This is a genomic window from Streptomyces speibonae (assembly GCF_984686075.1).
The window spans coordinates 1,197,496-1,210,141 of sequence record NZ_OZ480260.1; the positions used below are offsets into that span (position 1 = coordinate 1,197,496).

Annotated in this window: 7 protein-coding genes; 5 read left to right on the forward strand and 2 right to left on the reverse strand. The window is 72.3% G+C overall.

All coding sequences use genetic code 11. From position 1 onward, the window contains the following. The first annotated feature begins 114 nt into the window (after positions 1-114). Genes AC5L3C_RS05350 through AC5L3C_RS05370 form a run of 5 tightly spaced genes read left to right on the forward strand, consistent with a single transcriptional unit; the run spans position 115 to position 7,659 of the window. Positions 115-636 carry a hypothetical protein gene (locus AC5L3C_RS05350; RefSeq protein ID WP_493647227.1) on the forward strand — a complete coding sequence of 174 codons (522 nt, stop codon included), beginning with the start codon at positions 115-117 and terminating at the stop codon, positions 634-636. Further along, complete coding sequence (locus AC5L3C_RS05355; RefSeq protein WP_493647228.1) at positions 636-2,030, forward strand: hypothetical protein; 1,395 nt, start codon at positions 636-638, stop codon at positions 2,028-2,030. The genes AC5L3C_RS05350 and AC5L3C_RS05355 overlap by 1 nt, the downstream gene beginning before the upstream one ends. After that, positions 2,027-3,463, forward strand: a complete 1,437-nt coding sequence (locus AC5L3C_RS05360) for a vWA domain-containing protein (RefSeq protein WP_493647230.1) — start codon at positions 2,027-2,029, stop codon at positions 3,461-3,463. The genes AC5L3C_RS05355 and AC5L3C_RS05360 overlap by 4 nt, the downstream gene beginning before the upstream one ends. Before the next feature lie 57 nt (positions 3,464-3,520). Beyond that, the gene (locus AC5L3C_RS05365; protein ID WP_493647231.1) at positions 3,521-4,645 is read left to right on the forward strand and encodes an ATP-binding protein; all 1,125 of its coding nucleotides are present in this window, start codon (positions 3,521-3,523) and stop codon (positions 4,643-4,645) included. After that, positions 4,642-7,659, forward strand: coding sequence for a DUF5682 family protein (locus AC5L3C_RS05370; protein WP_493647233.1), 3,018 nt, complete (start codon positions 4,642-4,644; stop codon positions 7,657-7,659). Before AC5L3C_RS05365 ends, AC5L3C_RS05370 begins: the two co-directional genes overlap by 4 nt. A 542-nt stretch (positions 7,660-8,201) precedes the next feature. Here AC5L3C_RS05370 and AC5L3C_RS05375 read toward each other — a convergent pair. Both AC5L3C_RS05375 and AC5L3C_RS05380 read right to left on the reverse strand, forming a co-directional pair. After that, positions 8,202-11,294: a glycosyl hydrolase gene (locus AC5L3C_RS05375; RefSeq protein ID WP_493647235.1), complete on the reverse strand. Its 3,093-nt coding sequence runs from the start codon at positions 11,292-11,294 to the stop codon at positions 8,202-8,204. A gap of 173 nt (positions 11,295-11,467) precedes the next feature. Then, positions 11,468-12,532, reverse strand: coding sequence for a Kelch repeat-containing protein (locus AC5L3C_RS05380; RefSeq protein ID WP_493647236.1), 1,065 nt, complete (start codon positions 12,530-12,532; stop codon positions 11,468-11,470). Between the last annotated feature and the right edge of the window lie 114 nt (positions 12,533-12,646).

Below are 12,646 nucleotides of genomic sequence, written 5' to 3' on the forward strand. Positions count from 1 at the left end.
CACGTCAAGAACGCCTCCGGGGCCCGGGGGCCGCGTCCGGGCGGCGTTGTCAGTGGGCGCCGATAGATTCCTTTCCGTCCCGCCGGTCCGGCGAGGACTTCCCCTTTCGCATGCATGGGAGATGGTGCGTTGTCGTCCGTACGGGAGAGGTCGAGCACGGCGCGGATGGTGCCGTCCGCACGGCCGCGGAAGCTGTCCAAGGTGCCCTTCGTCGAGTTGGCCGACGGGCGCTTGCAGGGGGTGGTGTCCAGTGGGTCGGACATCGGGCGGGTGTATGTGTCGTCGGTCGCGGCGGGGACGTACGCGTTCGCGTGCAGCACCAACAACAACCGGCCCTGCGGCGGGGCGCGCGGCGCCTTCTGCAATCACATACGCGCGCTGGTCGACGAGGCCGTGCTGCAGTACGGCGTCGCGCGGGTGGCCCGGTATCTGAAGGCCGAACTCACGAGTGAGGACCCGGACGCGCACCACGTCTTCAGTGTCATGTCCTACACGCGGCCCGCGCAGGGGGACAGTTCGGCGGCGGCTCAGGTGTTCAGCCGGTTCCTGCGGCACCTGGCCTATCTCGAACTCGCGCCGACGACCGCTCCGTTGCCCGAGATGCAGTGGTTCCCGACGACGAGGGCGGTGGCCTGATGCGTACCGATCTGCTGACCGACGCCGTCGACGGGCTCGACGAGGCTCTCGCCGCCGTGGACGGTTTCGACGACGCTCTCGTGGGCGGTCTGCTGCGTCCGCAGCCCGCCCAGGCGGCCGGTCTGGCGGGGATCGCCGACGCGGTGGCCGCCTCGCCGCTGGCCGCGCGGGTCGCCGAGGCGGCGGAGAAGACGGCCGCCGGTGCCGCCGGCGAGGACCACTTCGTGGCACTCGCCGCCGCCCGCACCGCGCTGCTCGGTTCCGTGCACGACGCGCTGGTGGCGCGGGTGGAGGAGGCCGTCGGACGGCCGCACGCGGAGGAGGCCGGCACCGCCCCGGCCGGCGATGCGGAGCCCGCGGGCAATCTGCTCATCGCCGCCCGCAGTTGGCTGTGCGATCTGGCGCGTGCGGGATGGCGGGGCATCGACCACGAGCTGGTCGGCGGAGCCTCGGCCGTCGTCTCGGCGATGCTGCCGGAGCCGGGCCTGCGCCGACTGGCGGCGCTGCTCGACGGATTCGCCGCCGAACTCGCCGCGTCCTGTCCCGGCGCGACCCTGGAGGAGGTTCCCGTACGGCGGTGGGCCGACCTGTGGTCGCGGGCCGTGCTGCTCACCCTGCCGGGCGCCGCCGCCGTCCCGGCCGTCGCCGAGGCCACCGGCCGTCTGCTCCCGCTCGGGGTGGACGTCCAGGAGCATGCCACCGCCGTCCAGGCGCAGGTGCACGCCGTGTTCGAGCCGGCCGACGGCGGGACGCCGCGGCTGGTGCGGGCCAGTGTGTCCGCGCCGAAGCCGGACACGGTCGTCGGGGCGGGGCTGTGGCAGCTGCTGAGGCCCCACATGACGCTGCTGGCCGCCGTGAGCGAGGGGCGTGCCATGGAGCTCGACGGCATGCCGGTCACCGGTGAGGGCGATCTCCTCTGGGAGGACGGCCGGGCCCGGACGGGCGAGCCGGCCGACGTGTTCGCCACCGCGCGGGTGGCGCTGCCCGCGGCGGCCGCGTTCCCGACCGCTCCGTTGGACCGCCATCCCGCGCGGATCGCCGTGCCCGTGCTGCTCGAGGGGTACGCGGTGGAGGAAGAGGAGGACGGGGTGGCCTTCCAGGTCGCCGGGGAGCGGCTGGCCGTCGACGCCGACCGGGTTCCGGCTGCCGGTCCGCTCACGCCCGAGGTCGTCGCCTCGTCGGGAGCGTGTGTCGGGCTGCTGCGCTGGGACGCCGGGGCGTTCCTGCTCCAGCCGCTCGCCGTGGAGCGGACCGTGCGGAAGAAGGCCGTCGGCGTGCACGCCGGGGCCTGGGCCGGGGGGACGGCGGACAAGGCCGGTGTGCGGGCCGAGAAGGCGGCGACCGATGCCGTCAAGGTGCTGCGCGAGCGGGCCGGAAGGCTGCTGCGGAAATGAACGAGAGCATCGTGGGGACCCCGGCGCCCGACGCGGACGAGAACCGGCGGCAGGTGCTCTACTGGCGGCTGCTGGCCCGGCTGTTCGATCCGGAGGAGCAGGCGTCCCTGGAGTCGGCGAGCCTCGCCGTCGTGGAGAACATCGGTCTGCCGGCGGCGCTGCTCGATCCGGGCGCGTCGGTCGATTCCGTGGTGCAGCGGCATCCGGAGCTGGCGGCCGAGTTCGACGGGCTGATGACGCCCGGACCGGACGAGGAGGACGGGGAGGACGGGGAGCGCGACCGGGCGGCGGAGGTGCGGCGCGCGGCGCTCGTGTCGAAGGTGCTGCTGAACGTCTTCGACTCCGGCTCCGGCACCGTCACCGCCGAACAGCTGGCCCGCTGGCAGTCCGACGCCGGCTGGCTGGAGCGGGCACTGGGCTGCCGGCCCGGTGAGCTGCGCGGCGGGCGCGGCGGCGCGGGCACGGGCACGGGGGCCGGCGGGGGCGTCTCGCCGAACGGTACCGGCGTCGGCGGGCCCGCACCCGACCTGAGCCGGCTGATCCCCGAGATCGGGCCCGAGCTGGGTTCGATCGAGGCCGGTCTCGTCCAGCGGATGCATCTGCGCGAGGTGCTGGCCGACCCGGCGCTGGCGTCCCGGCTGACGCCGAGCATGTCGCTGATCGAGCAGCTGCTGCGGGACAAGGACAACCTGTCCGGGGTGGCCCTGGCCAACGCCAAGTCGCTGATCCGGCGTTACGTCGACGAGGTCGCCCAGGTCCTGCGCAGCCAGGTGGAGAAGGCCACGGTCGGCGAGCTCGACCGGTCCGTCCCGCCCAAGCGGGTCTTCCGCAACCTCGATCTGGACCGCACCATCTGGAAGAACCTCACCAACTGGAGCCCGGAGGAGGAGCGGCTCTACGTCGACCGGCTCTACTACCGGCACACCAGCCGCAGGACGATGCCGCAGCGGCTGATCGTGGTCGTGGACCAGTCGGGCTCGATGGTGGACTCCATGGTCAACTGCACCATCCTGGCGTCCATTTTCGCCGGGCTGCCGAAGGTCGACGTGCACCTGATCGCGTACGACACCCAGGCGCTGGACCTCACGCCGTGGTCGCACGACCCGTTCGAGACGCTGCTGCGCACCAAGCTGGGCGGCGGCACCGACGGCACCGTCGCCATGGCGGTGGCCCAGCCGAAGATCGCCGAACCGCGCAACACCGTCGTGGTGTGGATCTCCGACTTCTACGAGTGGCGCAGGGACGAGCTGTTCGACAGCATGGCCGCCATCCACCGCTCGGGGGCGAAGTTCATCCCGGTGGGCTCGGTGACCAGCTCCGGGCACGGCAGCGTCAACCCGTGGTTCCGGGAGAAGTTCAAGGACCTCGGTACGCCGGTGATCTCCGGCCACATCAAGAAGCTCGTGCACGAGCTCAAGACGTTCCTCACCTGACCGGCGCGGCGGCGTCACCCGTTTCCTCCCGACCACCGTACGAAAGGCGTTTTCCCCATGTCCGACCTGCTGCGCGCTCCCGCCGAGATCAAGTACGCCGAGGAGCTCGACTGGCTGGAGTCGATCGACGACAACCCCAAGCCGTTCTCGTGGCGCCTGTCGCCGAAGATGGTGCGGCTGTTCATCCTCGGCTCCGAACGGGCCGACGGACTGGACCGGGAGGTGTCGCAGAAGTGGTTCGGTGACCGCAGCTTCGTGGAGCGGTCCATCGTCACCCTCGCCTCCGACCGCGGTCTGCTGCTCATCGGCGACCCCGGCACCGGCAAAAGCTGGCTGGCGGAGCTGCTGTCCGCCGCGATCTGCCGCAACTCCACGCTGGTGGTGCAGGGCACGGCCGGCACCACCGAGGACCACATCAAGTACTCGTGGAACGTCTCCATGGTCATCGCCAAGGGGCAGTCGCGGGAGTCGATGATCCCCTCGCCGATCATGACCGCGATGGAGAGCGGTGCCATCGGCCGGTTCGAGGAACTGACCCGGTCCACCAGCGATGTGCAGGACGCGCTGATCTCGATCCTCTCCGAGAAGTACATCTCCGTGCCCGAGCTGGAGAGCGGGGGCGGCGACGACAACATCGTGTTCGCCAAGCCCGGTTTCTCGATCATCGCCACGGCCAACAGCCGCGACCGGGGGGTCAACGACCTGTCGTCCGCGCTGAAGCGCCGCTTCAACTTCGTCCGCATCCCGGTGGTGACGAACAAGAAGAGCGAGGCGGAGATCGTCCGCTTCCGCACCGAGGAGCTGCTGCGCCGGCACGCGATCGACCTGGACGTGCCGCCGACCCTGCTGGACGTGCTGCTGCAGAGCTTCGCCGACCTCCGGGCGTCCGCGGCGGCGGCCGGCAGCGACGACGAGAAGCTGGAGTCGGCCCTGTCGACGGCCGAGCAGATCGGTGTGCTGGAGGACGCGGTCCTGCACAGCAACTTCTTCGGGGAGCGCGCCCTGACCGCCCGGACCCTGGCCTCCTCGCTGGTCGGTTCCCTGACCCGGCGCGAGCCGGAGGACCTGGCCATCCTCAACAAGTACCTGCACGGGGTCGTCGAGCCGCGCAGCAAGGAGGAGGGCGGCTCCTGGCCGGAGTTCCTGGAGGGCGGCCGCGACGCGATCGCCACCCTGTCATGAGCGGGCACCCCGAGAGCACGCAGGGCGCGTCGTTCACCGCCCTGCGCGGGCAACTGCAGGAGGCCGCCGCCGCGTTCGCCGGCGGGCCGGACGCCCTCGAGGGCATCCTCCTCGGCATGGTCGACGACGTGGACCGCGCGGTGCGCGAGCCACTGGAGATCTTCCCCGTCTGCCACCACTCCCCCGCCTCCGCACTCGCCATGGCGCGCAGGCTGCGGCAGAAGCAGCCGAAGGTGGTGTATCTGGAGCTGTGCGAGGACATGGCTCCGCTCCTGACCGAGCTGCGCAACTGCCGGCTGCCGGTGGCGGTGCAGGCGTTCGCCGGTGAGGTCGACGGCTTCCCCCGGGAGTGGGCGCCGCTGTCGGTCGTCGCGCCGGTCACCGAGGCGTCGGCCGAGTACCAGGCGATCGCGTACGCGCTGGACACGCCGGGCGTGGAGCTGGTGCTGGTCGACCGGTCCTCGGACCACGTCTTCCAGTGGGACCGCCGGGACGAGCGGACCGAGGAGGACGGCGACGCTCCGCAGGAGGCCGGGGCCGCGCTGCACGGCGAGGCCGTGGGCGTCGAGATCGGCGATCTGCGGCCGCGCTTCGCGGAGCTGGAGGAGCATCTGCTGCGCCACGGCAAGGTGCGGCACTGGTCGGAGTGGTGGCACCAGTACGTCGAGGTGCCGCTCGGCGACGGCACCGCCGACCACGACACCTACCGCCAGGTGATGTTCCTCATCGGCAGCCTGTTCCGGCGGCTGGCCCCCGGCGACGGGGACCGGGTCCGGGTGGACGAGGACCGCGAGCGGTACATGTGGACGCGGATGCGGGAGCACCTGGCGGCGACGGGCACGGACCCGGAGGACTGCCTGTATGTGTGCGGGGCGTTCCACGCGGCCAGCCGAGTGGCGGAGTTCGGCGTGCACGGCGCGGACACGTTCACCGTCCCACCGCGCACCGGCACCGTCTGGCAGTACGGGCTGATCCCGTCCAGCCACGCCGCCGTCGAGGCGCAGTTCGGGCTCGCGGCCGGCTCGGTGTCGATCGCGGCGACGCAGTGGGCGAAGAGCCTGAAGCGGACCGGGATCGAGCCGTACCGGCTGAAGGGCCGGGCGGGGGCGAAGAAGAACGGGCGGAAGAAGGCGGCCGCGGCCGTCCCGGCGCCGCGGCCCGCGGTCGCCGGGGACAGGCTGTCCGGGTTCCTCCAGCGGCCGCCCGTGCTCGACACGCTCGACGAGGCCGAACTGCTGGGCTGGTCGGTGGAGATCGTGCGCGCGGCCCGGCGCAACGGCTATCTCGCCTCCACCGCCGACGCCATCGCCGTGTTCGAGACGTCGATCCTGCTCGCCGGCATGCGGGACCGGGCGAGGCCGACGCCGTACGACTTCCAGGACGCGGCGGTCACCTGCATCGAGAAGGACAGCGTCCCCGGACGGCGGGACGTGCGGCGCCTGGTCGAGAGCATGATGGGCGGCGACCGGGTCGGCCTGGTGGGCTACGAGTCGCTGCCGCCGCTGGCCCGGGACGTGTACGACCGGCTGGAGCCGCTGGGGCTGAAGCTCCAGCAGCGCGGGGTGCGGCGGGCGTTGCTGGACATGACGTCACGGCCCGAGCTGGAGGCGTGCTCCGATGTGCTGTGGATGCTGCGGCGGCTCATGCCGGCCGGGGCGGCGCGGCCGATCATGGGTGAGCGGCGGCTCGGTGAGCGTTCCATCCAGGAGTCCTGGGACCTGGCGATCGGCACGCATCAGCGGGCGCTCATCGAGCTCGGGTACGAGGGCGTCAGCATCGAGCAGGTGCTGGAGCAGCGGCTGCGCCGCGACGCGTACGGGCCGCAGGCGACGACGGCGACGGTGCTGGCGGCGGTCGAGGACACGCTGCTGTACCTGCGCGGCCGCCGGCTCGCCGACGAGCTCGGCACGCACGCGCTGAAGGTGCTCTCGGCGGAGCGCAGCGTCGACGGGGCGCCGGAGGTGCTGCGCCGGGCGCGTGGGCTGCTGGCGTACTACCGCACCGCCGAGCCGGTGCTGCCGGGGTGGATCGAGTCCTTCGTCAAGACGGGGTACGCCCACTACTGCACGCTGCTGCCGACGGCGTTCCGGGACGAGGACGCGACGGTGGGGCAGGTCGCGGCGATGCTCGGCTTCCTGTTCTCCATGGAGAACCTGGCGCTGTCGCTGGGCTGCGACCGGCACCAGCTGGAGCTGGCGGTGGCCCAGTCGCATCCCGACGATCCGGCGAAGACGGCTCTGCTGTGGGCCGCGCAGGTGCAGCTCGGCACGCTGTCCCGGACGGAACTGCGGGAGCGGTGCGCCGGGTTGCTGGACAACCCGCTGGTGGTGCCCGCCTATCCGCGTTACCTCAACGGCTTCGTGCACGCACTGGAGCCGGTGCCGGGGCTGGCGGACGTGGTGGTGGAGGCGGTGTCGAACGCGTTCGGGCGGCTGCCGGACGCGGTGCTGCTGCCGTGGCTGCCGCTGCTGATCACCACGCTGCGCAAGGGCGCGGCGGATCTCGCCCCGCTGCTGATCCGCGAGGCGGGCCGGATCTTCCCGGGCCGGCTGGCGGCGCTGGACGCGTGGACACCGCCGTGGCTTGTGCCCGAGGCGGACCCGTTCGCGGCCCGACGGCCACGACCGGAGGCCGAGGCCGGCCGTGGCGCCGCGTTGCTCCCGGCCCACCCGGCGACGTGCGACGCGGTGGCGGAACTGCTGGGCTGCACGGACGGATGGGCACGGCCCGCTGACCCGGCCCCGTCGGGCACGGCACTGCTCGCCGCGCACCCGGCGACGTGCGAGGCGGTGGCGAGGGTGCTCGGCTGCACGGACGAGTGGGCACGGCCCGCTGACCCGGTCCCGCCGGGCGCGGCACTGCTCGCCGCGCACCCGGCGACGTGCGAGGCGGTGGCGAGGGTGCTCGGCTGCACGGACGAGTGGGCACGGCCCGCTGACCCGGCCCCGTCGGGCGCGAGCCTGCTCACGGCCCACCCGGCAACCGGCGCGGCGGTGGCGAGGGTACTCGCCTGAGTGACAGCGGCCGGACACCGGGGCATGGAACCGCTCGCCGCACACGGAGGCGACGGTGCTCGGCCGCACGGAGGCGTGGTGCGGCCCAAGGGCCCACCACCCTCGGGCGCGGTGATGCTCGCCGCACATCGGACGACGCGCGGACGCGGATACGCACGTGCTCGGCCGCACGGAGACGTGGGCACGGCCGGGGCCCCCGTCCCCCGTCGGGTGCGGGGCCGCTCGCCGCACACCCGATGAGATGCCGCCCGGAGGCGAGTGCGCTCCGCTGCGCAGAGGCGCGGGCAAGACCCATGACCCCGCCCCCCGCCGGGCGCGAGGCCGCTCGCCATGCACCCCGCGAGGTGCGGCGCGGCGGCGCAACCGTCCGGCGGCAAAGGCGAGTGGGCGGCCGTGGCCGGCGGGGCGAGCCGGGGCGGCGCGTGGCGCGTCGTCCGGGCTTGCCGGAGGCGCTGATCGCGCGCACCTCAGCGGCAGCGGCCGGGCACCGGGGGCACCGGTGTCCGGCCGCTGGGGCGGGGGTCAGGTCATCAAGACCTCTGTCAGTCGAACGGGATGGTCAGGACCGAGCCCTTGCCCACCTGGAGGGTGGAGGGGCCGTTGCCCAGGGCGCTCCAGACCTCGACGCGGACGGTGCCGCCGTCCAGGTCGCCCAGGGTACCCGTGGCGGAGTGCACCCCCTGTCGCGCCGAGGAGTACTCCTCCCAGCCGGGAACCGGGTCGGTGGCGAAGTAGCGGAACGTTTCTACACGGTCGAACGTGCCGTCACCGGTCAGGTCGTACGACACCCGGGCCTGCTGTGCGTACCCGACGGAGGTGCCCGCGTCCACCTTGAACGTGAAGGACGTGGCGGAGCCCGACTTCAGGTCACCGCTGACGTTGCGCACCTCGTAGACGAGGGGGTTCTTCGGGGTCCCGTCGTTGTTGGTGCCGCCGGCCGAGGGGATGGTGTCGGAGCTGTCCGAGGCGGCCGCCTCCGTGGCGAGACTGCCGCCCGACTGCGGGTAGAAGGTGTCCCCGGTGACGTCCGGAGGGCCGCCGTCACCGGTGGTGGTGACGGTCACCGTGCCGCTCGCCGGGCCGACCTGGCCGGCGGTGTCACGCGCGCGGACGCTGTAGGTGTACTCGGTGCCGGGGTTCAGCCCGGTGTCGGTGTACGTGGTCCCGGTGACGGTGGCGGCCTTGGTGGAGCCGCGGTACACGTCGTAGTCCTTGACGCCCTTGTCGTCGGTCGCCGCGCCCCAGGTCAGGGTGACGGAGGTGTCGGTGAGGTCGCCCGCGACCGGGGTGCCGGGCGCGCTGGGCCGCTCGTCACCCGGCTCCGGGTCCCCGCCGCCGACGGCACCGCAGAGCGTGTCGAGCCGGGTGTCGCCGCCCGCTCCGGACGCGGTCGACCGCGCCGGTACGTTCAGCACACCGCCGTCGGAGAAGAGCACCGAGCACTCCTCGCCGCCGTAGTTGTGCGCGGCGTAGGTGGTGGTGCCGCCCTTGGCGAAGGCGACGGCCGTCGGTGTGTTGGCCGTGACGGCCATGTCGGGGGCGCCGATCGAGTTCATCGTCGCGACCCAGTCGTAGGTGTGGGCCCTGGTCTCGCCGCCCTCGGGTGTGTACCCGCCGTTGGACTGGTTCCACTTCTGCATCGCGCCGGCCGGGTCGTAGAGGGCCTGGACCTCCCAGAAGATGTCGCGCCACTCGACGGCGGCTCCGCCGTTCTCCCTCTCCATCTCCGCGATGCTGCGGCGCAGCATGTCCTTCTCGCGGGCCAGGTGCAGCGAACCGCCCGTGACGGGAAGGAAGTTGATGCCGTGGATCTCCTCGGGATTGGCGGTCCACCAGGTGGCGTACGCGCCGCCGCTGCTCCAGACCATGCCCACGACGTCGTGGCCGAAGTTGTCGGGGTAGACCTCCTGGTCGGCGTCGAACCAGTACTGCGCGATCGCCTCCGACTCGGTCATCATCATGTAGACGCCCTGGTCGCGCAGCGCCTTGTCCCCTGTGGCCGAGCCCCACAGGATCAGGCCGGCGCTGAGGTTGATCGACTCCGAGGACGACTCCTGGTTGTTGCCGGCGGCGAAGGCCTGGTGGCCCGCGGCCCAGCTGTGTCCGGCGTAGACGTCGAAGCCGCGAAGGAAGGGGTACTTGGTGTCGTTCCTGGCCGGGTTGGCCGCGTCCTCGATGAGTTCCCCGACCATGCCGCCCCACTCCGATTCGGCGGCCCACTGCGGGTCGTACTGCGCCACGATCGCCGCGGCCATCACATAGTAGGAGTAATGGAAGTGGTGGTCGTTGAGCTCCTTGTCGCTGCCGTAGGAGGCGGGGTAGCCGATGAGGGTGCGCCACTGCTGGTCGTAGGAGAACTCCGAGGCCCCGCCGACGGTGAACCATTCCTGCAGCCGGCCCTTGAGCAGGTCGAGCAGCCGGTCGCGGTCCGCGGTCTCACCGATCCGGTCGGCGAGCGGCACGAGCACGGCGAGTTTGCCGAGGGCCTTGCCGGTCCAGTAGGTGTCGACGGCGCCGCTGAACGGATCGGGCCGGCTCAGCTCCTCGTCGATGTAGGAGGCGATCCTGTTCCGGTCCACACCGGGGGCGCTCGGCAGTCCCGGCAGGACGCCGTTCACGTCCTGCACGGTGGTGAAGGAGGTGCCCTCGCGGACCTTCATCTCACCGCGCGGCGAGACGTAGCGGTAGCCGGTGAGCGGGTCGGAGGTGTGCAGCCACTGGTGGCGGTAGAGCGCCTGGAGGGTGCCGGTCTCCTGGCCCTCCTTGGCCTCGGTGGTCAGCCGGTAGGTCGCGGCGACCTCGCCGTCGCCCTCCCGGTAGTCCCACTCGACCTCGGAACCGGTGACGAAGCTGAAGGCGTACTTCTGGAAGTCGGAGAGGGCGTCCCGGTCCGGCAGGACCGCCAGGGAGAAGTAGTCCTTGGAGCCGAGGTCGGCCCGCAGGGTGTTCCCGGACACGGTCCAGTCGCTGCCGCTCGGCGCGAACAGCCCGTAGTGGTGGCCCGAGATGGTGACCCCGAGGACGTTGCCGCGGTCCGCGAAGACGGTCGGCGCGGCCGCGGCGCTGATCTGCGCGGCGCCTCCGGTCCCCTCGGCGTACACGTACGGCATGCCGTGACCGATGGTGGTCCGCAGGGTGCGCGATCCGTCGCTCCAGTACGGGGTGACGGTCCAGTCGCTCCACCGGTCGGCCTTGGCGTCGGGTGAGTCGAGGCCCGCGAGGCCGAGGGTCAGGTCGGCCTTGTGGGGGAACTCGTACTGGCGTCCCTCACCGACGATCTGATGCGAGGTCGGATAGCCGACCTCGAGTCCGCCGGACACAGCCTTGTAGGTGAGGGGGTGTCCGTACAGGTTCTCTGAGTAGGGGTTGCCGGCGAACCGCTGGAACGCCAGTGACGACCACCAGTCGTTGGTCGGCACCGGCCGGTTGGCCGCGGCGGACGTGACCTTCGGTCTGACCGCCTGACCGTCGCTGTTGGACGGCCCCTCCGCCCCGGCAGGCCGGGCGTCGCTGTAACTCCCCTTGCCCACCGGGATGGTGGCGGCCGAGGCGACGCCGGCACCGGCCGTCGCCACCAGGCCCGCCGCGGCCAGGGCAGCCGCCGACAGGAGGGAGAAGTGTTTTCGGAATCTCATGAGCCACCTTTCTGAGAGCGCTCTCACGAGTGCCGTCAACGTAGGCCCGTGATAGTGAACGGTCAATAGTTGTAACCAAGAACGACCCGCGGGGCAGGCTGCGTTCAAGCGATGACGCAGCCTGCCCCGCGGGCACGTAGGGACGGAAAAATCAGAACGCAGGGACGGAAAAATCAGAAGCGAGCGGGGCGGTAGGCGTCGTTGACGTCCACCGGGGCGCCGCCGCCCAGAACTCCGCCGCCGGGGATGTGGATCGTGCCGCGCACGGCGACGGCGGCCGTGCCGTGGCGCGGCACCGGCATGGGGGCCAGCCGCTCCCAGCGGTCGCGCACGGTGTCGTACGCCTCGGTCTCGTCGAAGACCGTGTTCGGGTCGGTGCCGTCGTGCCGGCCCTCGCCGCCGAAGGTGTAGATCTTCCTCCCCACGGCCGCGGCGGCGATGCCACCCCGGGCGGTGGGCATCGGTGCCCGCTCGGTCCAGCGACGGGCGCGCGGGTTCAGCGCGTAAACGTTGTCACGCACGTTCACCTGCCCCCGGTCCCGGCCGCCGAGCACGTAGAACGTCCCGCCGACGACGGCCCCGCCCACGTGGTCACGGGCCTCCGGCAGCTCCGGCAGCTCCTCCCACCGGCCGGTCACCACGTCGTACGCCGACACGGTGGCCACCGTGTCCTGCAGTCCGCCCGGGCCCGGCACGAGCACGCGCATGCCGCCCGCGAGGAGGATCCTCCTCCCGTACACGCCCATCGCGGCGCTCCCCCGCTCGAGGCCCCGGGGCATGGGAGGCAGCCGCCGCCACCGGTCGGCGCGCGGGGAGTAGACGAAGCAGTCGCGCAGGGCCTGCCACTCCGAGCCCCCGGACAGCCCGCCGAGGACGTGGATCCGGCCGCCGACGACCGCCACATTGGGATGGTTCATCGGCACGGGCAGCGGTGCCGCCGTCGACCAGGTGTCGCGGCGGGTGTCGTAGACGTCGACCCGTCCGGTGGTGGGGATGCCCCCGGACCCGTCGGTGACGATGCCGCCGATCACGTAGACGTGGTCGCCGACGGCGGCGACGCTGTGCTCCTGCCGGGGGCCGCTCGCGATCGGTGCCAGCGGCCGCCACCCCCGGCCGTAGGGACCCGGTTGCGGAGGTGAGCCGCCGGGGTCGGCGGGGTGGTCGGGGTGCGCGTGGGCCGGGACCGCCGGGGCGACCGCTAAGGCTGCGCCGAGAAGCAGCGCTGTCCTTCGCCGCATGAGAAACTCCTTGTCACAGGGCCTGATCGTGCGCGCGAAGCGGATGGCTTCGGTCCGTTCAGGATTTCTGTGCCATGGCAGAGGAACCAGGGGATGTCATCCCATGTTTCGGCT

What these genes read in the sequence shown, in the direction of transcription:
- AC5L3C_RS05350 (WP_493647227.1), top strand. Translation starts at nt 115, where the DNA reads ATGGGAGATGGTGCGTTGTCGTCCGTACGGGAGAGGTCGAGCACGGCG.
- AC5L3C_RS05355 (WP_493647228.1), top strand. Translation starts at nt 636, where the DNA reads ATGCGTACCGATCTGCTGACCGACGCCGTCGACGGGCTCGACGAGGCT.
- AC5L3C_RS05360 (WP_493647230.1), top strand. Translation starts at nt 2,027, where the DNA reads ATGAACGAGAGCATCGTGGGGACCCCGGCGCCCGACGCGGACGAGAAC.
- AC5L3C_RS05365 (WP_493647231.1), top strand. Translation starts at nt 3,521, where the DNA reads ATGTCCGACCTGCTGCGCGCTCCCGCCGAGATCAAGTACGCCGAGGAG.
- AC5L3C_RS05370 (WP_493647233.1), top strand. Translation starts at nt 4,642, where the DNA reads ATGAGCGGGCACCCCGAGAGCACGCAGGGCGCGTCGTTCACCGCCCTG.
- AC5L3C_RS05375 (WP_493647235.1), bottom strand. Translation starts at nt 11,294, where the DNA reads ATGAGATTCCGAAAACACTTCTCCCTCCTGTCGGCGGCTGCCCTGGCC.
- AC5L3C_RS05380 (WP_493647236.1), bottom strand. Translation starts at nt 12,532, where the DNA reads ATGCGGCGAAGGACAGCGCTGCTTCTCGGCGCAGCCTTAGCGGTCGCC.